The organism is Enterobacter sp. Acro-832 (genome assembly GCF_011752745.1).
GTDB classification, from domain to species: Bacteria; Pseudomonadota; Gammaproteobacteria; order Enterobacterales; family Enterobacteriaceae; genus Enterobacter; species Enterobacter quasiroggenkampii.
On record NZ_VWWX01000007.1, the window covers coordinates 112793 to 136107 of the forward strand.

The 23315-nt window shown below is 56.9% G+C and carries 23 protein-coding genes; 17 read left to right on the forward strand and 6 right to left on the reverse strand.

The window, feature by feature from the left end; translation table 11 throughout:
• The first annotated feature begins 310 nt into the window (after positions 1–310).
• On the forward strand, positions 311–871 hold the full coding sequence (gene nudE, locus F3J31_RS20140; RefSeq protein ID WP_008503041.1) for an ADP compounds hydrolase NudE: 561 nt from the start codon (positions 311–313) through the stop codon (positions 869–871).
• 80 nt (positions 872–951) lie between these two features.
• Here the strand turns inward: nudE and mrcA are convergent, their stop codons facing one another.
• Complete coding sequence (gene mrcA, locus F3J31_RS20145; protein WP_045909338.1) at positions 952–3504, reverse strand: peptidoglycan glycosyltransferase/peptidoglycan DD-transpeptidase MrcA; 2553 nt, start codon at positions 3502–3504, stop codon at positions 952–954.
• A gap of 120 nt (positions 3505–3624) precedes the next feature.
• Between mrcA and pilM the strand changes: the two genes are divergently transcribed.
• The 12 genes from pilM (at position 3625) to trpS (ending at position 13593) form a co-directional block, all read left to right on the forward strand.
• Positions 3625–4401, forward strand: a complete 777-nt coding sequence (pilM, locus tag F3J31_RS20150; protein WP_167214925.1) for a pilus assembly protein PilM — start codon at positions 3625–3627, stop codon at positions 4399–4401.
• Positions 4398–4892 carry a PilN domain-containing protein gene (locus tag F3J31_RS20155; RefSeq protein WP_167214928.1) on the forward strand — a complete coding sequence of 165 codons (495 nt, stop codon included), beginning with the start codon at positions 4398–4400 and terminating at the stop codon, positions 4890–4892. The genes pilM and F3J31_RS20155 overlap by 4 nt, the downstream gene beginning before the upstream one ends.
• 3 nt (positions 4893–4895) lie before the next feature.
• The gene (locus F3J31_RS20160; RefSeq protein ID WP_167214931.1) at positions 4896–5351 is read left to right on the forward strand and encodes a HofO; all 456 of its coding nucleotides are present in this window, start codon (positions 4896–4898) and stop codon (positions 5349–5351) included.
• Positions 5341–5745: a HofP DNA utilization family protein gene (locus F3J31_RS20165; RefSeq protein ID WP_167214934.1), complete on the forward strand. Its 405-nt coding sequence runs from the start codon at positions 5341–5343 to the stop codon at positions 5743–5745. The genes F3J31_RS20160 and F3J31_RS20165 overlap by 11 nt, the downstream gene beginning before the upstream one ends.
• Positions 5657–6895, forward strand: coding sequence for a DNA uptake porin HofQ (gene hofQ / locus F3J31_RS20170; protein ID WP_167214937.1), 1239 nt, complete (start codon positions 5657–5659; stop codon positions 6893–6895). Before F3J31_RS20165 ends, hofQ begins: the two co-directional genes overlap by 89 nt.
• A gap of 286 nt (positions 6896–7181) precedes the next feature.
• The gene (aroK, locus tag F3J31_RS20175) at positions 7182–7703 is read left to right on the forward strand and encodes a shikimate kinase AroK (protein ID WP_003861630.1); all 522 of its coding nucleotides are present in this window, start codon (positions 7182–7184) and stop codon (positions 7701–7703) included.
• Between the two features lie 57 nt (positions 7704–7760).
• Positions 7761–8849 (forward strand): 3-dehydroquinate synthase, encoded by a 1089-nt coding sequence (aroB, locus tag F3J31_RS20180; protein WP_024907920.1) that lies wholly within the window; start codon positions 7761–7763, stop codon positions 8847–8849.
• Positions 8850–8941: 92 nt separating this feature from the next.
• Entirely contained in the window at positions 8942–10243 is a 1302-nt protein-coding gene (gene damX, locus F3J31_RS20185; protein ID WP_048027685.1) for a cell division protein DamX, read from the forward strand.
• Positions 10244–10310: 67 nt separating this feature from the next.
• On the forward strand, positions 10311–11123 hold the full coding sequence (dam, locus tag F3J31_RS20190) for an adenine-specific DNA-methyltransferase (RefSeq protein ID WP_045909331.1): 813 nt from the start codon (positions 10311–10313) through the stop codon (positions 11121–11123).
• 41 nt (positions 11124–11164) lie between these two features.
• The gene (rpe, locus tag F3J31_RS20195) at positions 11165–11842 is read left to right on the forward strand and encodes a ribulose-phosphate 3-epimerase (protein WP_167214940.1); all 678 of its coding nucleotides are present in this window, start codon (positions 11165–11167) and stop codon (positions 11840–11842) included.
• Positions 11835–12596: a phosphoglycolate phosphatase gene (gene gph, locus F3J31_RS20200; protein WP_167214943.1), complete on the forward strand. Its 762-nt coding sequence runs from the start codon at positions 11835–11837 to the stop codon at positions 12594–12596. The genes rpe and gph overlap by 8 nt, the downstream gene beginning before the upstream one ends.
• Positions 12589–13593, forward strand: a complete 1005-nt coding sequence (gene trpS / locus F3J31_RS20205; RefSeq protein WP_045909329.1) for a tryptophan--tRNA ligase — start codon at positions 12589–12591, stop codon at positions 13591–13593. The genes gph and trpS overlap by 8 nt, the downstream gene beginning before the upstream one ends.
• A gap of 143 nt (positions 13594–13736) precedes the next feature.
• Here the strand turns inward: trpS and F3J31_RS20210 are convergent, their stop codons facing one another.
• The 4 genes from F3J31_RS20210 to nirB form a co-directional block, all read right to left on the reverse strand.
• Positions 13737–13907, reverse strand: coding sequence for a YhfL family protein (locus F3J31_RS20210; RefSeq protein WP_008503029.1), 171 nt, complete (start codon positions 13905–13907; stop codon positions 13737–13739).
• 137 nt (positions 13908–14044) lie between these two features.
• On the reverse strand, positions 14045–15418 hold the full coding sequence (gene cysG, locus F3J31_RS20215; RefSeq protein WP_167214946.1) for a siroheme synthase CysG: 1374 nt from the start codon (positions 15416–15418) through the stop codon (positions 14045–14047).
• A gap of 134 nt (positions 15419–15552) precedes the next feature.
• On the reverse strand, positions 15553–15879 hold the full coding sequence (nirD, locus tag F3J31_RS20220; RefSeq protein WP_008503027.1) for a nitrite reductase small subunit NirD: 327 nt from the start codon (positions 15877–15879) through the stop codon (positions 15553–15555).
• Positions 15876–18419 carry a nitrite reductase large subunit NirB gene (gene nirB / locus F3J31_RS20225; RefSeq protein ID WP_167214949.1) on the reverse strand — a complete coding sequence of 848 codons (2544 nt, stop codon included), beginning with the start codon at positions 18417–18419 and terminating at the stop codon, positions 15876–15878. The genes nirD and nirB overlap by 4 nt, the downstream gene beginning before the upstream one ends.
• Before the next feature lie 239 nt (positions 18420–18658).
• On the opposite strand from nirB, the gene F3J31_RS20230 reads away from it, so the two are divergent.
• Positions 18659–19960, forward strand: a complete 1302-nt coding sequence (locus F3J31_RS20230) for a cytosine deaminase (protein WP_167214952.1) — start codon at positions 18659–18661, stop codon at positions 19958–19960.
• A gap of 18 nt (positions 19961–19978) precedes the next feature.
• Here the strand turns inward: F3J31_RS20230 and tsgA are convergent, their stop codons facing one another.
• Positions 19979–21163: an MFS transporter TsgA gene (gene tsgA / locus F3J31_RS20235; RefSeq protein WP_021242206.1), complete on the reverse strand. Its 1185-nt coding sequence runs from the start codon at positions 21161–21163 to the stop codon at positions 19979–19981.
• A gap of 278 nt (positions 21164–21441) precedes the next feature.
• Between tsgA and ppiA the strand changes: the two genes are divergently transcribed.
• From ppiA to pabA, 3 genes are all read left to right on the forward strand, one after another.
• A complete protein-coding gene (gene ppiA / locus F3J31_RS20240) occupies positions 21442–22014 on the forward strand; it encodes a peptidylprolyl isomerase A (protein ID WP_014885514.1) in 573 nt (190 codons plus the stop codon).
• A 106-nt stretch (positions 22015–22120) separates the two neighbouring features.
• A complete protein-coding gene (locus tag F3J31_RS20245; RefSeq protein WP_167214954.1) occupies positions 22121–22705 on the forward strand; it encodes a putative adenosine monophosphate-protein transferase Fic in 585 nt (194 codons plus the stop codon).
• A 30-nt stretch (positions 22706–22735) separates the two neighbouring features.
• A complete protein-coding gene (pabA, locus tag F3J31_RS20250) occupies positions 22736–23299 on the forward strand; it encodes an aminodeoxychorismate synthase component 2 (protein WP_045909324.1) in 564 nt (187 codons plus the stop codon).
• Positions 23300–23315: the final 16 nt, after the last annotated feature.

Sequence of the window (23315 nt, forward strand, 5' to 3'; positions counted from 1 at the left end):
ACTTATCTTCTTACAGGTGTAGTCAGTAGCACCTTTACATTGAATGAGTGTCTGTGGTTGGCTATCGGCAAGTATGGAGTCGAACTTGAGCATTCTGAAGCGCATCCCAGTGACCGGTGATGATAGCAAAGCCTGTTATGGCGCGATATCAGCAAATTCCTGGAAACATTTCAACCTCTTGACATTTGTTTTGAATTGAGGATTGATCCCAAATACGTTGCATAAATGTAAATAAAGAACAATTGACATTGCCGAAACCGTGCGGCGTATCGCACAATAACCCCAGTTCTCACTGCTAAGACCCATCAAGATGAGCAAACCACTACAAAAACCCACCATTCTGAATGTTGAAACTGTCGCCAAATCGCGCCTGTTTAATGTTGAAAGTGTGGATCTGGAGTTCAGCAACGGTGTGCGTCGCGTTTATGAACGTATGCGCCCCTCGTCGCGCGAAGCGGTGATGATTGTGCCGATTGTCGACGATCATCTGATTTTGATCCGCGAATACGCGGTGGGAACGGAATCTTACGAGCTTGGGTTCTCGAAAGGGCTTATTGACCCGGGTGAAACCGTCTTTGAAGCGGCCAACCGCGAGCTGAAAGAAGAGGTGGGCTTCGGGGCGAATGAGCTTTCATTCCTGAAAAAACTGAGCATGGCGCCGTCCTATTTTTCCAGCAAAATGAATATCGTGGTGGCGGAAGATCTCTATCCTGAATCGCTGGAAGGGGATGAGCCGGAGCCGCTGCCGCAGGTTCGCTGGCCGCTGGCGCACCTGATGGATCTGCTGGAAGACCCTGACTTTAATGAGGCTCGCAACGTGAGCGCACTGTTCCTGGTACGGGAGTGGTTGAAGGGGCAGGGGCGACTGTAGGCCATAAAAAAAGCCGGGTGGGGGCTTCGCCTTACCCGGCCTACGATGCTTTGCCCGGTTTTTACCGGGCATTTTTATTTTTAGAACAGCTCGTGCGTTTCGCCGTTATCGATGATCTCTGTACCCACCTCATGCACCGCCTGTGTGGTTGGCTGCGTGCCCTCAATGAAATACTCTTCGCGACTGTTACCACCGTTGGCGAGCTGGCCCGTGCTGCGGTCGATATTGACCGTCACCACGCCCGGCGGTGGCGTCAGCGGCTGCTCCGGCACGCCTTCAAGAACGGACTTCATGTAGGCGTCCCAGGCCGGTTGCGCGCTCTTCGCGCCGCCTTCGTAGCCGGAAATCTGATCTTTAATCGCGCCGGATGCCGTGGTACGTCCTAAATCGCGGCGGTGATCGTCGAAGCCGATCCAGACCGAGGTCACTACGCCGGGACCGTAACCGGAGAACCACGCGTCTTTCGAGCTGTTGGTTGTCCCCGTTTTACCGCCGATATCATGGCGCTGCAGATCGCGCCCTGCGCGCCAGCCGGTACCCTGCCAGCCTGGCTCACCGAAGATATTGGTGTTCAGCGCGCTCTTGATCAGGAACGACAGCGGCGTGTTGATCACATGCGGGGCGTACTCCTGCGCGCCGGTCTGCGCGACCAGCGCCTGGTTCGCCTGCTCGAGCTGCGGCTGCGGCACCACGCCGTTCTGCTGCTCCTGCGACACGGCAGGATCTTCCATGTCCTTATTCTCAAGCACCTCGGATTTCGGCGTATTGCCATAAATGACCGGAATATCGCAGTCAGGGCAGGCAATTTTCGGCTTCGCCTCGAACAGCACGCCGCCCTGATCGTTCTCGATCTTGCTGATGAAGTACGGGTCAATCAGGAAGCCGCCGTTGGCCATCACCGAGTATCCGCGCGCGACCTGAAGCGGCGTAAAGGAGGCTGAGCCTAACGCCAGCGACTCGGTGCGAACGATGTTCTGCGCCGGGAAACCGAAGCGCTGAAGATACTCTGCGGCATAGTCGACGCCCATCGCGCGCATGGCACGCACCATCACCACGTTTTTCGACTGTCCCAGACCCTGACGAAGGCGAATCGGGCCGGCATACTCCGCAGGGGAGTTCTTCGGCTGCCAGTCGGAACCCGCACCCGCATCCCAGCGGGAGATCGGCACGTCGTTGAGGATGCTGGCGAGAGTCAGCCCCTTATCCATCGCGGCCGTGTAGAGGAACGGTTTGATATTGGAACCGACCTGACGCAGCGCCTGGGTGGCGCGGTTAAATTTGCTCTGGTTGAAATCGAACCCGCCGACCAGGGCCAGTACAGCGCCGTTCTGCGGATTGATAGAAACCAGGGCAGAGTTGACGTCCGGCACCTGCGCCAGCCACCAGGATTCGCCGACCTTGCGCACCCAGATTTGCTGCCCGGTCTGTACCGCATCGGTCACTTTACGCGGCGTGGCGCCCTGCAGGGTATCCGAACGGTACGGACGCGCCCAACGGATACCGTCCATGCGCAGGGAGACGGACGTACCGTCCGCGAGCGTTGCAACGGCTTCCTGAGGATCGGCCTGCGTCACCACCGCAGGAAGGAGCGGACCGTAGGTAGGCAGCGCTCTCAGCGTACTGGTGATTTTTTTGCTGTCCCACGCGCTTTCGCCCACCTTCCAGAGCACGTTTGAGGGGCCGCGATAGCCGTGACGCATATCGTAGTCCATCACGTTGTTGCGTACCGCTTCCTGCGCCGCCTGCTGCACTTTACGGGTGACGGTGGTGTACACGCGATAGCCATCTTCATAGGCCTTGTCGCCATAGCGATTCACCATCTCCTGGCGAACCATTTCGGTCAGGTAAGGCGCAGAGAAGGCGATCTCCGGGGCGTGGTAGTTAGCGTCAATGACGTCGTTGCGCGCCTGGTCATACTCGCTCTGGCTGATATAGCCTTCGCTCAGCATACGTGACAGAACGACGTTACGACGGGCAGTGGCGCGGTCGAGCGAGTAGAGCGGGTTAAATGTGGACGGCGCTTTTGGCAAACCGGCGATGGTGGCCATTTCGCTTAGGGTGAGCTGCTCAACAGGCTTACCGAAGTACACCTGCGCGGCCGCCCCCACGCCATAGGCACGGTAGCCCAGGTAGATTTTATTGAGGTACAGCTCAAGGATCTCGTCTTTGCTCAGCAGCTGCTCAATACGGATCGCAAGGAACACCTCTTTGATCTTACGGGTCAGCGTCTTTTCAGGGCTGAGGAAGAAGTTACGCGCCAGCTGCTGCGTAATGGTGCTCGCCCCCTGAGAGGCGTGACCTGAGAACAGCGCAATGCTCGCGGCACGGAAAATCCCCACCGGATCGACACCGTGGTGCTCGTAAAAACGGCTGTCCTCCGTGGCGATAAAGGCTTTCACCATCACCGGAGGGATTTGGTTTAAGGTCAACGGAATACGACGCTTCTCGCCATACTGCGCCATAAGCTCGCCATCGGCGCTATAGACCTGCATCGGGATCTGGAGACGCACATCGCGAAGCGTGGCGACATCAGGTAGCTGTGGCTCAATATATTTGTACAAACCGTAAATCGAGCCTGCTCCCAGCAGAATGCAACAGACTGCAAGGATGAATAAATACTTTACGAACTTCACCGGAGATTTCCCATTTGGTTTCACTTGGGCAGTTTCTAAACAATCGCGCGGTAGTATAAAGGCAAGCCTGATTCATTGATATAGCCGTCAGGGCGACGGGCGATAAGGAGATCGTGAAGCATGGCCTTCAAAACATGGCAAACGGGCGTTCATATTCAACAGGATAGGGTGCTGATCGTGGCGCTGGCCCGGGAGAAGACCGGCTGGCGTCTGCGGCGCTGGTGGGCAATCCCGCTGGCCAAAGACATCATTCGTGACGGCAAAATTTGTCAGCCAGAACAGCTGGTTGATGTGTTACGCGACTGGCGAAAAACGCTGCCGCACGCCCATCGGGTGTTCCTCTCTTTCCCGGCAGCACGCACCCTGCAGCGGTCACTTCCCCGTCCAACCGTTGCGCTGCGCGACAGCGAGCAGCTCTCATGGCTTGGCGCCGCGCTCGCCCGCGAACTGGAGATGTCTGCCGATACGCTCTGTTTCGATTACGCGCAGGATACTTTCAGCAATACCTTTCAGGTGACGGCCGCACAAAACAACGAGGTCGACACCCTTCTGGCGCTGGCGAAAACGCTGCGTTTGCGGCTGGTGACCATTACCCCGGATGCCAGCGCGCTGACGAATCTTCTTCCTGCGCTGGCACCGGCGCAGTGCGTCGCCTGGCGGGACGATCGGCAGTGGCTCTGGGCGATGCGCCACCAGTGGGGACGCCGCTTAACTACCGAAGCAGAAAACGTGGCCGCGCTGGCGGCGCTGCTGGCTCTGGAGCCAAATGACATCGCGCTGTTTGATCGCCAACGTGATCCGTGGGAAATCCTGGCGCGCTGCCAGGCTCCGCTGCCGGAATGCGGCGCTGATTATACCGTTGCGCTGGCGTTGGCCATGAGCGAGGTGCCCGAATGAGCATCCTGAACTTTCTGCCCTGGCGACAGCAGCGGCGCGCACGATGCCTGCGTTTCTGGGGCGCAATGTGTGTCGGCACAGTGCTGTTGCTGTTCGTGGTCTTTTTCTGTTTGCGGATGAACCATCTCGTGAGGCTGCGCGCGCTGCAAACGGATCTGACGGGAATGCAGTCCGTGCAGCACGCGCTTGTCGCCCGACAAAGACTGACCGCACAGGCGCAAATGCCCGTGCAGACCCTGCAACGACGCGCATGGCAACCGGTGCTGTCCTCCCTTTCCAGCGCCATTCCGGCACAGGTCTGGCTGACAGAGCTGCGCTATCAGCCGCCTGCGCTGATATTGACCGGTTATGCCATCACCCTGCCGGCCCTCTCTGCCCTGCGCGATGGGCTGGGACAACTCGCGGGCTTTACGTCCGGGACAGCGGGCGAGCTTCGACAGGATAGCCGGGGGCACTGGCTGTTTACGCTTCATCTCAAAAGCGAGGAGTAACGCGTGAATACCCTGGTAGAACGCTGGTGCGAAAGCCGTTCCCGGCATCGGGTACTCTGCTGGTGCCTGGGGAGTCTCCTGGCAGGACTGGTCGCGTGGGGGGCGTTGCTCAGACCGGTAGACAAGCAGTGTGCTGAACAACAACGCCAGTTGATTGAAGATGTGAGGACGAACGCAGCGTTATGGCCTGCCGTCAGAAAGATGCCGTTTCGTCCGGACGCTGTAAAAACACGGGCGATGACGCCGTTCTCCCCCCTCGATTTTCAGGGCGATAAAACGACGCTGGTTCACTGGAAGCCGCTGCAAAATGGAGGGGAGCTGGCGCTGGATGCGGAGTGGCAGGCCATTCCGGAACTTTTTTCCCGGCTGGCACAGCAGGATGTGCAGATCGCGGCTTTCACGATTTCGCCACAAGGTTCGGCGTTACGCCTGCGGCTGGAGCTGGAACATGCGAAATAGCGCGCGATTTTTGCTGGTTTGCTCAGTGCTGCTATTAACCGGTATGCGCGATCCGTTTCGTCCCCCGGACGATCCTTGCGCCATTGGCGAGCTGGCGCAGTGGCACTTTCGCGGCATGGTGGAAGGGCAGGAGACTATCGGCATTATACAGGATGGGCAAAAGCGCTGGTACCGGCTGAAAACGCATGAGCGCTTCCCGTCAGGCTGGAGGATAACAGCCATCAATGCAGCGGAGCTGGCAGTTGATGTGGGTGACACCTGTGACCCGGGAAAATGGACGTGGCAACGAGAAGGAACGGACAAAAATGAATTTACGGATAATGCTGTGGCTGCTGGCGTTCAGCCATCCTCTGTGGGCCGCCGAGCCAAAACCGGTCACGCTGGTGGTGGATGACGTTCCTGTGGTTCAGGTGTTACAGGCCCTGGTCGCACAGGAGAACCGTAATCTGGTGGTATCGCCTGATGTCAGCGGCACGCTTACGCTAAACCTGACGCGCGTCCCCTGGCGGCAGGCGTTACGGACGGTTGTCACCAATGCCGGACTCGTCTTGCGCGAGGAAGGCGGCATTTTTTATGTGCATACCGCGGCCTGGCAGCGTGAGCAGCGGGAGCGTTCAGAGCAGGAACAGGCGCGTCGACAGCTTGATGCCCCGCTGGTCACGCAGGGCATTCCCTTTTCCTATGCCGACGCCGGGGAGTTGCAAAAAGCCGCGGAAAAACTCCTGAGCCCAAAGGGGAGTTTGTCTGTCGACACGCGTACCAACCGTCTGCTGATCCGCGATAACCAGACGGTGGTGGAAACGCTGCAGCGCTGGGCCGCCCAGATGGATATTCCCATCGAGCAGGTCGAACTGGCGGCGCATATTGTGACCATTAACGAAAAAAGCCTGCGTGAGCTGGGGGTGAAGTGGAATCTCGCCGACGCTACCGACGCGGGCAAGGTTGGACAGCTCACGACGCTGGGCAGCGATCTTTCCGTCGCCAGCGCCGCCAGCCACGTGGGTTTTAATATCGGGAGGATCAATGGTCGGCTGCTGGATCTGGAGCTCTCAGCGCTGGAGCAAAAACAGCAGGTCGATATCATCGCCAGCCCGCGGCTGCTGGCCTCGCACGGGCAACCGGCCAGTATCAAACAGGGCAGCGAAATTCCGTATCAGGTCTCAAGCGGGGAAAGCGGCGCCACCTCCGTTGAGTTTAAAGAGGCGGTACTCGGAATGGAGGTCACACCGGTGGTCTTACCGGGGGGACGCGTGCGCCTGAAACTACACATCAGCGAAAATATGCCGGGACAGGTTCTGCAGCAGGCCGATGGCGAAACGCTGGCTATCGACAAGCAGGAGATAGAAACCCAGGTGGAGGTAAAAAGTGGAGAAACGCTGGCGTTGGGCGGAATTTTTTCCCAGAAGAACAAAACCGGCAGTGACAGCGTACCCGGTCTGGGAAGCATCCCCTGGATTGGGTCGCTTTTTCGTCATGACGGGAAAGACAACGAACGGCGTGAATTAGTGGTGTTTATTACACCACGTCTGGTCGGTATTCGCTGACGGGTAACGATCCCCGCAATGATTTTGCATTCAGTTTGTTGCAGATGTTTGACGTGGGGCATGAATTAGCATACAAGGAGTACCGATTTGAGTTGGACTTACGTCTTATTACCTTATGCGCCCGGCGCGGTGATTTAATCAGTTGCCAAACAAGCCGGAGTATTGAGATAATTTTTAGTCTGACTCTCGCTCTATTGCATATGAGGTTTCAGTTCATGTCCTGCTACGCCGGGTGTCTGCGAAGCGGGGATTACCATTAACGAATAGTCTTAGTAGTACCGATAAAATGGCAGAGAAACGCAATATCTTTCTGGTTGGGCCTATGGGTGCCGGCAAAAGCACTATTGGGCGTCAGTTAGCTCAACAACTCAATATGGAATTTTACGATTCTGATCAAGAGATTGAGAAACGAACCGGAGCTGATGTGGGCTGGGTTTTCGACGTAGAAGGCGAAGAAGGTTTCCGTGACCGAGAAGAAAAAGTGATCAACGAACTCACGGAAAAACAGGGCATCGTTCTGGCAACAGGCGGCGGCTCTGTGAAATCTCGCGAAACCCGCAACCGTCTCTCCGCCCGTGGCGTAGTGGTCTATCTTGAGACGACCATTGAGAAACAGCTGGCACGTACGCAGCGCGATAAAAAGCGCCCGCTGCTGCAGGTTGAAACGCCACCACGCGAAGTTCTGGAAGCGTTGGCCGATGAACGCAATCCGCTGTATGAAGAGATTGCTGATGTGACCATTCGTACTGACGACCAGAGCGCTAAAGTGGTTGCAAACCAGATTATTCATATGCTGGAAAGCAACTGATTCTGGCTTTATATACACTCGCCTGCGGGTAAAAGCATTAAAGGTGGATGTCGCGTCATGGAGAGGATTACAGTTACTCTCGGGGAACGTAGTTACCCTATCACCATCGCGGCTGGTTTGTTTAACGACCCAGCTTCCTTTTTACCACTGAAAGCGGGTGATCAGGCGATGCTGGTCACCAATGAGACGCTGGCTCCGCTTTATCTCGACCGTGTGCGCCACCTGCTTGAGCAGGCGGGCGTAAAAGTCGACAGTGTGATTCTCCCCGATGGCGAGCAGTATAAAAGCCTGACGGTACTGGATACCGTCTTTACCGCATTGCTGCAAAAACCGCATGGTCGCGATACAACACTGCTTGCCCTGGGCGGCGGTGTTGTGGGCGATCTGACCGGCTTTGCGGCCGCAAGTTATCAGCGTGGCGTCCGTTTTATTCAAATCCCAACCACGTTGCTGTCCCAGGTCGACTCCTCTGTCGGTGGCAAAACGGCAGTGAACCATCCGCTCGGTAAAAACATGATTGGCGCGTTCTACCAGCCCGCGTCGGTGGTGGTGGATCTCGACTGTCTGAAAACGCTGCCGAAGCGCGAACTGGCTTCGGGTCTGGCGGAAGTGATCAAATACGGCATTATTCTGGACGGTGAGTTCTTTAGCTGGCTTGAAGAGAATATGGATGCGTTGCTGGGCCTCGATGAGGCTAAACTGGCATACTGCATTCGTCGTTGCTGTGAGCTGAAAGCAGAAGTTGTTGCCGCAGACGAGCGTGAAACGGGCTTACGTGCTTTACTGAATCTTGGGCATACGTTTGGTCACGCGATTGAAGCCGAAATGGGCTACGGCAACTGGCTGCACGGTGAAGCCGTCGCGGCCGGCATGGTGATGGCTGCCCGCACCTCTGAACGTCTCGGACAGTTCAAACCGGAAGAGACGGCACGTATCATTGCGCTACTTGAGCGTGCTGGTTTGCCGGTGACCGGGCCGCAGGAGATGTCGGCGCAAGCGTATTTACCCCACATGATGCGCGATAAAAAAGTATTGGCAGGTGAGATGCGTCTTGTACTCCCGCTTGCAATAGGGAAGAGTGAAGTACGCGGCGGAGTGCCGCACGATGTCGTTCTTGGCGCTATCGCTGACTGTCAGCAGGCGTAACAACTAGAAAGGTCAGGCCACTGTCGCAGGTGGTCGTTTAGCTTCAGGTGAAATGCAAAGTCGTTGGCATAAGCCTTTGAGTGGGGTGTTAAATGGATGAATTCAAACCAGAAGACGAGCTGAAACCCGATCCCAGCGATCGTCGTACTGGTCGTTCTCGTCAATCTTCAGAACGTGATAACGAGCCGCAGATCAACTTTGACGATGTTGATCTGGATGCAGACGATCGTCGTCCTTCGCGCAGCCGCAACGCGCACGAAGAGCGAGCAGAAGAGGATTATGAGTCCGAAGAAGATTCAATGGACGAACAGCCTGTAGAGCGTCGCCCGCGTAAACGTAAAAAAGCCGCTGCGCCAAAACCGGCTTCCCGCCAGTATATTATGATGGGCCTTGGCGTTCTGGTGCTTGTGCTGCTGATTGTCGGCATTGGCTCCGCGCTTAAAGCACCGTCAACGAACACAACCGAGCAAACGGCTTCCGCTGAGAAGAGCATCAACCTTTCCGGTAACGATGCGTCCGACCAGGCGAATGGTGCACAGCCAGCGCCGGGTGCCACTTCTGCTGAGCAGACCGCAGGGAACACCACAGCGCCGCAGGATGTTTCTCTGCCGCCTGTTTCTTCAACCCCTGCTCAGGGTCAGGCACCTGCTGCGCCTGAAGGTCAGCAGCGTGTGGAAGTTCAGGGAGACCTGAACAATGCGCTGACGCAGCCGCAGAACCAGCAGCAGGTTGATAACGTCGTGGTTAACTCTACGCTGCCAACTGAACCTGCAACCGTTGCCCCGGTTCGCGGTGGTAACGCTCAGCCGCAAACGGCTGCGACGGAAACCAAGCCGCGCCAGACGCAGACTGCGACACGTCCTGAACGTAAGCAGGCGGTGATTGAGCCTAAGCGTGAAACCAAACCTCAGGCAGTGGTGAAGGCGCCTGAAGTGAAAGCTGTTCCGGCGCAGCCGAAACACACTGAAACGGCTGCGGTGAGCGAGCCTGCTAAAGCGCCCGTCACGCAGACTGCGCCGAAAGCCACGGCGACCACCACAGCACCGGCTGCCACAGCGGCGCCAGCAGCGACGGCAACAGCCTCCAGCAGCGCGGCAGGTAAAACGGCTGGCAACGTTGGATCGCTGAAATCTGCGCCATCCAGCAACTACACGCTGCAGCTGAGCAGTTCGTCTAACTATGACAACCTCAACAGTTGGGCGAAGAAATCAAATCTGAAAAACTACGTTGTTTATCAGACGACCCGTAACGGTCAGCCGTGGTATGTGCTGGTGAGCGGTGTTTATTCGTCCAAAGATGAAGCAAAACGTGCCGTAGCGGCGCTGCCAGCTGACGTTCAGGCGAAGAACCCATGGGCGAAGCCGATTCATCAGGTTCAGGCCGATCTGAAGTAATGTTTAAAGCGCAGGATGCTGTCGGAGCTTTCTCCACAGCCGGAGAAGGTGTAATCAGTTAGTCAGCATGAAAAAAAATCGCGCTTTTCTGAAATGGGCAGGAGGGAAATACCCCCTGCTCGATGATATTAAAAAGCACCTGCCTAAAGGCGAGTGCCTTATCGAACCTTTCGTGGGTGCGGGATCGGTGTTCCTCAACACCGATTTTTCTCGTTATATCCTGGCGGATATCAACAGCGACCTTATCAGCCTCTATAACATCGTTAAGCTGCGTACCGATGAGTATGTCGCCGAGGCGCGCAAACTGTTTACGCCCGAGAACAATAACCCGGACGTTTACTACCAGTTCCGCGCGGAGTTTAACCAGAGCCAGGATCCGTTCCGCAGAGCTCTGTTGTTCCTCTATCTCAACCGGCATGGTTACAACGGCCTGTGCCGGTATAATCTTCGTGGGGAATTTAACGTGCCGTTTGGCCGCTATAAGCGCCCGTATTTCCCACAGGACGAGCTGTATCACTTTGCCGAAAAAGCGCAGAACGCGGAGTTCCATTGCCTCTCCTATGAAGAGTGTATGGAGCTGGCTGGCGTCAATTCGGTGGTTTACTGTGACCCGCCATACGCGCCGCTGTCTGCGACGGCGAACTTCACCGCCTATCACACTAACAGCTTCAGCCCTGCCGAGCAGGCGCGCCTGGCGGAGATGGCGGAAAAGCTGGTCAGCAAAAGAATTCCGGTGTTAATTTCGAATCACGACACGCCTGATACGCGCGAATGGTACAAAGCCGCGAAGCATTTTCAGGTTAAGGTGCGGCGTAGCATTAGCAGCAACGGCGGCACACGTAAAAAGGTGGACGAACTCCTGGCTCTTTATCGCCCCTGAGCCGTTTTGCCCGCCGGTAAACACATTTCAAGGAGAAGCGGATGAAACAGTTTTTGATTGCTCCCTCAATTCTGTCGGCCGATTTTGCCCGCCTGGGTGAAGACACTGCCAACGCACTGGCGGCTGGCGCGGATGTCGTCCATTTCGACGTGATGGATAACCACTACGTTCCAAACCTGACCATCGGTCCGATGGTGCTCAAGGCGCTGCGTAACTATGGCATTACCGCCCCGATCGACGTTCACCTGATGGTGAAACCGGTTGATCGCATCGTGCCTGACTTCGCCGCGGCGGGTGCCAGCATCATCACCTTCCATCCAGAAGCCTCTGAACATGTGGATCGCACGCTGCAGCTGATCAAAGAGAACGGCTGTAAAGCGGGTCTGGTGTTTAACCCGGCCACGCCGCTGAGCTATCTCGACTATGTCATGGACAAGCTGGACGTGATCCTGCTGATGTCCGTTAACCCGGGCTTTGGCGGCCAGGCATTCATTCCTCACACGCTGGATAAGCTGCGTGAAGTCCGCCGTCGTATTGACGAGTCAGGCTACGATATTCGTCTGGAAGTGGACGGCGGCGTGAAAGTGAATAACATTGGTGAAATTGCGGCGGCAGGCGCGGATATGTTCGTTGCCGGTTCAGCCATTTTCGACCAACCGGATTACAAAAAAGTCATCGATGAAATGCGCTGCGAGCTGGCGAAGGTAAGTCATGGATAAATTACAGGCTATTCGGGGTGTGGCATTCGACCTCGACGGCACGCTGGTTGACAGCGCGCCGGGCTTAACGAGCGCCGTTGACCAGGCGCTGTATGCACTTGAACTCCCCGTTGCGGGTGAAGAGCGTGTCGTCACGTGGATTGGCAACGGCGCCGATGTTCTGATGGAGCGCGCGTTGACGTGGGCGCGTCAGGAGCGTGCGTCACAGCGTTCCGCCCAGGGGAAACCGAGCGTCGATCACGCGGACATCCCGCAGGAAGAGCAGCTTCGTATTCTGCGCAAACTGTTCGATCGTTTCTACGAAGAGACCGTCGAGGAGGGCAGCTTCCTGTTCCCGGACGTTCAGGAAACGCTGAGTGCGCTGCACGCGAAGGGCATCCCGCTGGGTCTGGTGACCAACAAACCTACGCCGTTTGTCGCACCGCTGCTCGACGCGCTCGATATCGCGAAGTATTTCTCCGTGATTGTGGGCGGCGACGATGTGCAAAACAAAAAGCCCCATCCGGAACCGCTGCTGCTGGTGGCAGGAAAATTATCCTTAACGCCTGCGGAGCTGCTCTTTGTCGGCGATTCCCGCAATGATATTCTGGCTGCCCGCGCGGCCGGGTGTCCTTCCGTGGGGTTAACCTATGGCTACAACTACGGTGAAGCCATCACGCTGAGTGAGCCGGACGTCGTTTTCGACCACTTCAAAGATTTGTTGCCCGCACTCGGGCTTTCGCACAGTGAACATCAGGAATTGAATAATGACTAAGCCCATCGTTTTTAGTGGCGCACAGCCTTCAGGTGAATTGACCATTGGTAACTACATGGGTGCGTTACGTCAGTGGGTCAGCATGCAGGATGACTATCATTGCATTTACTGCATCGTCGATCTCCATGCGATTACCGCGCGTCAGGATCCTGAGAAGCTGCGCAAAGCCACGCTGGACACCCTGGCGCTGTATCTGGCCTGCGGTATTGATCCAGAGAAGAGCACTATCTTCGTTCAGTCTCACGTGCCGGAGCATGCGCAGCTGGGCTGGGCGCTGAACTGCTACACCTATTTCGGCGAGCTGAGCCGCATGACCCAGTTCAAGGATAAATCCGCGCGCTACTCTGAAAACATCAACGCCGGTCTGTTTGACTATCCGGTGCTGATGGCGGCAGACATTCTGCTGTACCAGACTAACCAGGTCCCGGTGGGTGAAGACCAGAAGCAGCACCTGGAGCTGAGCCGCGATATCGCCCAGCGCTTTAACGCGATCTACGGCGATGTGTTTAAAGTGCCTGAGCCTTTCATTCCGAAGTCCGGCGCGCGCGTGATGTCGCTGCTGGAGCCGACCAAGAAGATGTCCAAGTCTGACGATAACCGTAACAACGTTATCGGCCTGCTGGAAGATCCGAAATCGGTGGTGAAAAAACTCAAGCGCGCGGTGACCGATTCCGACGAGCCGCCTGTTGTGCGCTACGACGTGCAGAACAAAGCGGGCGTCTCCAACCTGCTGGATATCCTCTCCGGCGTCACCGGCCAGAGCATCCCTGAGCTGGAAAAACACTTCGAAGGCAAGATGTACGGCCACCTGAAAGGCGAAGTGGCAGATGCCGTTTCCGGCATGCTGACCGAGCTGCAGGAGCGTTATCACCGCTACCGTAACGACGAAGCTTTCCTGCAGAAAGTGATGAAAGAGGGCGCGGAAAAAGCCAGCGCGCGCGCGTCCGAAACCCTGAAAGCGGTGTACAACGCGATTGGGTTTGTTGCGAAGCCTTGAGTCTGCTTGCCGGGTGGCGCTAACGCTTACCCGGCCTACAGGATCGTGTAGGTCGGGTAAGGCAAAGCCGCCACCCGACAAAAAACACACTCTCCAAAACTAAAAAACCGGGACACCCCGGTTTTTTTACGCCTGTAAAACGCTTACTGCTGCGCTGCCGGGCCGCAACCACCGATGATTTTCGAAATGGAGATCGCCGGGTGCAGCAGATAATCGTAGCTGCAATTATTTTTGGTGTTCTGTACGTGACCGGTGCAGGCCGTCAGCGTCGATAACAGGCCAACCAGAACGGCGGCTTTTGCCAGTTTGAACATATGCATTCCTTGTCTAAAAAATGGATGTAATACGAGGGAATAAATGGAAAAGTTCCACTATGCGGGCGGTATGTTATCGGTAGGCGTAAGAGGGGAGTAGTCCGCTTAAGGACTACTCCAGGAAGGGAGAATATGCGTTAGTGATTCGAGAACCAGTTCAGTTTGTCGCGCAGTTCAACCACGCGACCTACCACGATCAGCGCCGGGCTTTCAACCTGCTGCGCCAGCTCGCCTAACTGCGTCAGTACACCATCCACCACGCGCTGCGTAATGGCGGTGCCGTTTTCGACCAGCGCGACGGGCATATCCGCATTCATACCGTGCTCCAGCAGCTTCGCCTGAATCGTGGCGGCCTGATTGAGCCCCATGTAGAACACCAGCGTCTGCTTTTCGGCGGCCAGGTTATGCCAGTCCAGCTCGCTGCCGGTCTTCAGGTGGCCCGTCACCAGACGCACGCTCTGAGCGTAGTCGCGATGGGTCAGCGGAATGCCAGAGTACGCTGAACAGCCGGACGCCGCCGTAATGCCGGGCACGACAGAGAACGGAATGCCGGCGTCGCACAGGGTTTCCAGCTCCTCGCCGCCGCGACCAAAAATAAACGGATCGCCGCCCTTAAGGCGCACTACGCGTTTACCTTTCTGCGCCTCGCGCAGCAGGATCTGGTTGATCTCCTCCTGCGGCACGCAGTGGTAGCCCGCCCGTTTGCCCACGAAGACGCGGTCGGCATCGCGACGGACCAGATTCATGATGTCATCGGACACCAGACGGTCGTACACCACGATATCGGCCTGCTGGATCTGCTGTAGCCCTTTCAGCGTCAGCAAGCTCGCATCACCGGGGCCTGCGCCCACCAGCACCACTTCGCCGCGATGGTCCAGCGGTTCGCTCAGCAGCTGTTCGGTCGTCTCTTCAACGGCTTTGGTGTCCTGATTCGCCAGCGACTGCGCCAGCCTGTCGTTCACAAAGAATTTTTCCCAGAAGCGACGGCGCTCGCCCACGGTCGCGAAGGTTTGCTTCACGCGTGAACGCAGCTGCCCGGCATAATGCGCAATCTGGCCAAGATGCTGGGGCAACAGGGCTTCCAGTTTTTCCCGCAGCAGACGCGCGAGAACCGGCGAACGTCCCCCGGACGAGACCGCAATCATCAGCGGCGAGCGGTCGATAATCGACGGCATGATAAAGCTGGCCTCTTTCGGCGCATCCACCACGTTGCAGAAGATACGGCGCGCTTCGCAGGCGTCGCTCACGCGCTGGTTCACTTCATCGTCATCCGTCGCGGCAATGGTCAGCCAGCAGGTATCCAGCAGGGATTCATTAAACGCGCCCTGTTCCAGCGTGAGCATCCCTTCCTGGGCCCAAACCTCAAACTGGGGGGCGAAGGAAAGGGCATTCACGGTCAGGCGGGCGCCAGCCTCTAACAGCAGGCGCGCTTTGCGCTCGGCCACGTCGCCGCCGCCCACGAGCAGGCAGTCGCGGTTGCGTAATTGACAAAAAATCGGCAGGTGATCCACGACGTTACCTCACAGCATTCATGGCGGGGGAAGAATTGACGTCAGGATAACAGCAGGAATCGTACAGAACATACGGTTTTTCCTGCCGTTACCCATAAGGGGTCATAAGCCTTTCCTGTTGAAAAGGCGAGGGGTTACGCTTTCAGCTGCACCTCGCCGTCCTTCACGCGGACGTCGTAGTGTTTGACCGAGAAGCTTTCATCTTCCATGCAGAGTCCGTCGGTTAAGCGGAAACGCTGCTTTTTCAACGGGCTGGCGACCCACAGTTCACCCTGGTGCTCGGCAATCAGGCCGCGGGAGAGCACGCTGGCCTCAAAGAACGGGTCGATATTGCTGATGGCAAAAACCTGTTCATCGTGGCGAGGGCGGAAAATCGCCACCTGCTCGTTGCCCAGCAGCGCACAGACGCCGGTGGCGGGGAGAATGTCGTTAATATTGCAGATGTTTACCCACTGGCTCATGCGTTTTCCTCCACCAGCGTGACCGGAATACGTTCATACGGCGTCGCCGGACGATGCTGTTCGCGCTCCGGCACAACCTGTACGTTCGGGTCGCGCTGGGTGCTGTTGATAAAGTGTTTGAAGCGCGTCTGCGCCGCCGGGGTGTTGACGGTTTCCGTCCACTCGCAGATCACCGCCTCGCGCAGGCGTGCCATTTCCGCTTCCAGATGTTCGTTCAGGCCCAGCTTGTCGTCGATAATGACTGATTTCAGGTAGTCGATGCCGCCCTCGAGGTTATCGAGCCAGGAGGCGGTACGGGTCAGCTTATCGGCGGTACGGATGTAGAACATCATGAAGCGATCGAGATACTGAATCAGCGTGTCGCGATCGAGATCCGCCGCCAGCAGGTCCGCATGGCGCGGTTTCATCCCGCCGTTGCCGCACACATACAGGTTCCAGCCTTTCTCGGTGGCAATAATACCCACGTCTTTACCCTGCGCTTCCGCACATTCGCGGGTACAGCCGGAGACGCCGAACTTCATTTTGTGCGGGGTACGGATGCCTTTGTAGCGGTTTTCCAGCTCAACGCCGAAGCCCACGCTGTCGCCGACGCCGTAGCGACACCAGGTGCTGCCCACGCAGGTTTTCGCCATGCGCAGCGCTTTAGCGTACGCGTGGCCGGTTTCGAAGCCCGCCTCAATCAGCTGACGCCAGATTTCCGGCAGGTCGTCCTTCTGCGCGCCAAACAGGCCGATACGCTGGGAGCCGGTAATTTTGGTGTAGAGGTTAAATTCACGTGCGATACGGCCCACCGCGACCAGCCCTTCCGGCGTAATTTCACCACCCGCCGAGCGTGGAATCACGGAGTAGGTGCCGTCTTTCTGGATGTTGGCCAGGAAGTTGTCGTTGGTGTCCTGCAGCGGCGTATGCTCGGGCTTGAGCACGTACTCGTTCCAGCAGGAGGCCAGCAGGGAGCCGACGGTCGGTTTACACACTTCACAGCCGTAGCCCTGGCCGTGCTTCGCCAGCAGTTCGTCGAAGGATTTGATGCCTTCCACGCGGATCAGGTGGTACAGCTCCTGGCGAGAATACGCGAAGTGCTCGCACAGGTTGTTGTTCACATCGATGCCCTGTTTCGCCAGTTCGGCGTTCAGCACCTGAGTGACCAGCGGAATACAGCCGCCGCAGCCGGTACCGGCTTTGGTTTCCGCTTTCAGCGCCGCAACAGTGTGGCACCCTTTGTTGATCGCGGAGATCAGCATGCCTTTGGTCACGTCGAAGCAGGAGCAAATCTGCGCGCTGTCCGGCAGTTTATCCACGCCGATGGACGGCTTGCCGCTGGAGGCGTGCGCCGGGAGGATCAGCGCGTCCGGGTTTTCCGGCAGCTCAATGGCGTTGAGCACCAGCTGGAGCAGGTTACCGAAGTCGCTGGTGTCGCCCACCAGCACCGCGCCGAGCAGGGTTTTGTTGTCCTGGCTGACGATGAGTCGTTTGTAGACCTCTTTGCTTTCGTCCAGATAGACGTAGCTGCGGGAATTCGGGGTGCGGCCGTGCGCATCGCCAATACCGCCTACATCCACGCCCAGCAGCTTCAGCTTGGCGCTCATGTCTGCGCCGGTGAAGGCGTTTTCGCTGCCGAGGATATGATCCACGGCGACCTGCGCCATTTTGTAGCCCGGCGCCACCAGGCCGTATACGCGGTTGTTCCAGCTGGCGCATTCGCCGATGGCGTAGATATCCGGATCGGAGGTCTGGCAGGTGTCGTTAATCATGATCCCGCCGCGCTGCGCGACGGCCAGACCGCACTGCGTCGCCAGCTTGTCGCGCGGACGAATACCGGTGGAGAAGACGATGAAGTCCACCTCCAGCTCGCTGCCGTCGGCAAAGCGCATGGTTTTGCGCGCTTCAGTCCCTTCCTGAACGATCTCTTTGGTGTTCTTGCTGGTGTGAACCTTCACGCCCATGCTTTCGATTTTACGACGCAGCTGGTCACCACCCATGTGGTCGAGCTGTTCGGCCATCAGCATCGGGGCAAATTCGATGACGTGGGTTTCCACGCCGAGGTTTTTCAGCGCGCCTGCCGCTTCCAGACCCAGCAGGCCGCCGCCGACAACCGCGCCGCGTTTGCTTCTACGCGCACAGGATTCGATAGCGTTGAGATCTTCAATGGTACGGTAAACGAAGCAATCCTGTGTTTCCGAGCCTTTAATTGGCGGGATCCACGGGTACGAGCCTGTCGCCATGATCAGCTTGTCGTAAAAAACCGTACGGCCAGCACTGGAGTGGATCACTTTTTCCTGACGGTTGATGGTGATAGCGCGTTCGCCCACCAGCACTTTTACGCCATGCTTCTCGTAGAAACCTTCGCGCACCAGAGAGAGCTCTTCGGCGGTATGATGGGAGAAGTAGGAAGACAAGTGCACACGATCGTACGCCTTGCGGGGTTCTTCACAGAACACGGTAATATCGAACTGCTCAGCATCGGCCTTATCGAGAAGATCCTCAATAAAGCGGTGGCCGACCATACCGTTACCGATGATAGCGAGTCTGACTTTGCTCATTATTGCCTCGATTTCTTTTCTATTATTGCCTACCTTAACGATTCAGCAGGGGCGCTTATTGATGCAAATCAAATACGTCTTCGCCTACTCCTTAGGTGGTATATGACTGATTTGTCAGGATTTTTATAAGTAGCGGAAATCGCAGGCTTTTCGTGTTCGTTGAATTTGTGTACAACTCAGGGGCGGTTTTGCAAAAATCGATACGCCTGAATATCAGCTGCGTTTATGAGGGGAAAGGTATGTCTACATCACCGTTATGGCTTGTTCAGAATGTACGTTTACCGGGTCGGGATGGGCTGTGGCAACTTGCCATCGAGAACGGGCGATTTGGTGACATCACCCCCATGGACGATACCCACGCCGAAAGTTATGAGGTACTGAACGCGCGCGGTGGGCTTGCTCTCCCGCCGTTCATCGAGCCGCATATTCATCTTGATACCACCCAGACGGCGGGGGAGCCGAACTGGAACCAGTCCGGCACGCTGTTCGAAGGCATTGAACGCTGGGCGGAGCGCAAGGCGCTGCTCAGCCATGAGGATGTGAAAGCACGCGCCTGGAAAACGCTGAAGTGGCAAATCGCTAATGGCATCCAGTTTGTTCGTACCCATGTGGATGTCTCTGACCCGACGCTCACCGCCCTGAAGGCGATGCTGGAGGTGAAGCAGGAGGTGGCGCCGTGGGTAACGCTGCAAATCGTCGCGTTTCCGCAGGAAGGTATTCTCTCTTACCCGAACGGCGCGACGCTGCTGGAAGAGGCGTTAAAACTGGGGGCCGACGTGGTGGGGGCGATCCCGCACTTCGAATTTACCCGGGAATATGGCGTCCAGTCGCTGCACATCGCTTTTGAACTGGCGAAGAAGTATGACCGACCGCTGGATATCCACTGCGATGAAATTGACGACGAACAGTCGCGGTTTGTCGAGACGGTGGCCACGCTGGCGTATGAGGCTGGCATCGGCCCGCGCGTGACGGCCAGCCACACCACCGCCATGCACTCCTACAACGGCGCTTACACCTCGCGGCTTTTCCGCCTGCTGAAGATGTCGGGGATTAACTTCGTTGCTAACCCGCTGGTCAACATCCACCTGCAGGGGCGCTTTGATGACTATCCGAAGCGTCGCGGTATCACCCGCGTGAAAGAACTGCAGGAGGCGGGCATTAACGTCTGCTTCGGTCACGACGACGTCTTCGACCCGTGGTACCCGCTCGGCACCGGCAACATGCTGCAGGTGCTGCATATGGGGCTACACGTCTGCCAGATGATGGGCTATCCGCAAATCGACAGCGGCCTGAACCTGATCACCCATAACAGCGCCCGTACCTTCGGCCTGAGCGATTACGGTATTGAAACGGGAAATCCGGCAAATCTGATTATTTTGCCTGCGGAGAGCGGGTTTGAAGCGGTGCGCTGTCAGGTGCCGGTGCGCTGGTCGATTCGTCAGGGGCGGATTATCGCCACCACGCAGCTGGCGCAGACCTGGATCCAGATGGATACCGGAGGAGAAGAGGTCAGTTTCGCCAGAAACAGCCCCTCTGCATAATGCAAAGGGGCGCAGGGTTTAGTGCGATGCCGCTGCCGCGTTGTGCTGGCGGTGGCGGGTCACAAAGCCCAGGATGAAGCACATGATGAACACCACGGCGTACAGACCGTTCGCGGTGTGCAGCGCGGCCAGCGGGCCGCTGTGGGCAACGATCGGGCCCGTCACCACGAAGGTCAGCATAGTGCCGATGGTGCCGCAGGTCAGAACGAAGTTAACCAGCTTCGGCGAGGCCACTTTGGTCTGCAGAGAGCCCAGGGTGATGATCGAGGTGTAGATCGCGCTGGAGAAGAAGCCCAGGGTCAGAATGAACCACGGCATATGTTCCGGGGAGCCGTTGATGAACAGATACATCAGCACGGTCGCCAGACCTGCCAGCACGGTCAGAATGCGCTGCAGGTCAAAGAAGCGCAGGATGAAGCTAAACGCCCACATGCCGAACATGTAAGACATCCAGAAATCGCTCACCAGTTTACCCGCATCGTTCAGGCTCATGCCCAGACCTTTGGCGTATTCCGGTACCCAGGAAATAAAGCCCAGCTGGCCCAGGATGTAGCACAGGGCGGCGATGGAGAGGAACAGCACGCCGATACCCCATTTCTCTTTCGCCACAGGCTCTGCCGTGGTTTGCGCTTTCTTGCCCAGTACCGGGAACTCGCAGCCGAAGGTCAGAATAAAAATCGCCACGTAGACCAGACCAATGCAGGCATAGACCCAGTACCATTCAATGCTGCGGGCCAGCAGAACGGCCGCGACCATCGGGAAGATCATGCCGGCCATGCTGAAGAAGGAGTCGGTAAACAGCAGGCGCGCGCCGCGCTGGCGGCCTTCATACATATGGGTAATCAGGAACGTACCGATCGACATGGTGATCCCGCTAACCAGGCCGAGCACGAACATGGCGGCAGAGAACAGGGCGATGCTGTGGCTCAGCATCAGCCCCGCCACGGCGGCGACCATCAGCACAAAGCCGAAGCGAAGCTGGGTTTTCAGCGGCACGATTTCCATCAGCCAGGCATTCAGGAAGATAGAGATCAGGATCCCCGCGTTGAGGAAGGTGAAGGTGTTACTCATGCTGGAAACGGGCAGCTGGAAGTAGTCTGCGATATTCCCCATCACCATCCCGGTGACGATCACCAACGCGCCGGTCAGGGCGTAGGAGAAGAAGCTGATCCATGTGAGCTTGATGCGATTGCTGTTAGTCATGTCTGGCCTGTTCAGAAAAAGAAAAGCGCCCATGGGGCGCTGAGAGCGGGCAGATTTTAGACATTAAAGTGATCTATTCATATCTTTTAAGAGAAATTAGACGTTCATTGCAGGTTTTTATGTGATCGTGATCACATAAAAAGGCGATAAAACCAATCGTTTGCGTGGTTACAACTGTTTCAATTTCGTAAAATTAGGTAAAAGGCTGGTCTCCGTTCATACTGCTCTTTAGAATCAAGCCATTCGCTTTTTATACTGCGCTTTGTTAAGGAATTCTCATGCTCAAATCAACACTGGCGGCTGTCGCAGCTGTGTTTGCTCTTTCTGCCGTTTCCCCTGCTGCGCTGGCAGCAAAAGGGGACCCTCACGTTCTGCTGACCACCTCCGCCGGGAATATTGAGCTGGAACTGAATAGCCAGAAAGCTCCGGTTTCTGTGAAAAACTTCCTCGACTATGTGAACAGCGGCTTCTACAACAACACCACCTTCCACCGCGTGATCCCGGGCTTCATGATTCAGGGCGGCGGCTTCAACGAGCAGATGCAGCAGAAACAGCCGAACCCGCCAATCAAAAACGAAGCGGATAACGGCCTGCTGAACAAGCGCGGCACGATCTCTATGGCGCGTACCGCGGACAAAGACAGCGCGACCAGCCAGTTCTTCCTTAACGTGGCGGATAACGCCTTCCTCGACCACGGTCAGCGCGACTTCGGCTATGCCGTTTTCGGTAAAATTGTGAAAGGGATGGACGTCGCCGACAAGATTTCTCAGGTGCCTACTCACGATGTCGGTCCGTACCAGAATGTGCCGTCAAAACCTGTCGTGATCCTCTCAGCAAAAGTTCTGCCGTAATTCTTCTGAACGCGGGCTTCTCCTGCCCGCGTGATGTCGCCCTCCCTGCGAAAGCGCGTTTTGCTGCTTATACTTGTGGCAAACGGACTATTCAGGGAGGCGTTAAGTGAAAAAACTCACCGACAAGCAAAAATCCCGTCTCTGGGAGCAGCAGCGTAGCGTCAACTTTCAGGCCAGTTGTCTCCTTGAGAAAGGTAATGGTCCATCGGAGCCCGACATTGAGACCCTGGAGCTTGGGCCTTCCGCGCCCGGGTTACCCCATCTATGCCTTATTCACCGCCATCTCTACCTCAGAGAGATGAAGCGGGCAGGGGAGTTCCGTACCGACGATATTTTCAAGGGGGATATTCCCTTCTGCCATTTCGAATACATCGAGAAGATGGGGAATGAACTGATGGCGGCGCTGGAAAGCGAAAAGTATCTTGTGGGTCTTGAGAAAGCGGCGTTTGTTGACCGGGTTAGCCACTATTACTGCGAAATCAACATGCTGCACCCGTTTATGCGCGGCAATGGCATTGCCCAACGGGTGTTCTTCGAGCAGCTGGCGCTTCACGCGGGTTACGCGCTGGACTGGCGCGATATCGATCCTGAGCAGTGGGTGACCGCTAACCGCAGCGGCGCAACGGGGGATTTAACCGCGCTAAACGCTATCTTTGCCAAAGTAGTGAGCGAAGCGCGGGAATCTGAGTAGAATAGGGCGGCATTTTTTTCGGGAGCCGCCATGATTCTGCTGATTGATAACTACGATTCCTTCACCTGGAACCTTTACCAGTATTTTTGCGAACTGGGTGCAGAGGTGGTTGTTCGTCGCAACGACGAGATCGAGCTCGCCGATATCGAGACGCTGGCTCCGCAGAAAATTGTGATTTCACCCGGCCCCTGCACCCCGTCGGAATCGGGTATTTCGCTGGAGGTTATCCAGCACTATGCCGGCAGGCTGCCGATCCTGGGCGTCTGTCTGGGTCATCAGGCGATTGCCCAGGCGTTTGGCGCCACCATCGTACGGGCCGCCAAAGTGATGCACGGTAAAACCTCGCCGGTTACGCACGCGGGCACCGGGGTGTTTACGGGGCTCAATAATCCGTTAACCGTGACGCGCTACCACTCGCTGGTGATTGACCCGCCGACGCTGCCTGACGGCTTTGAGGTGACCGCCTGGAGCGATACGCAGGAGATCATGGGGATTCGCCACCGCGAATGGGATCTCGAAGGCGTGCAGTTCCATCCGGAAAGTATCCTCAGCGAGCAGGGGCACGCGCTGCTGGCAAATTTCCTCCATCGCTGAATATCTGTTGCCTTGC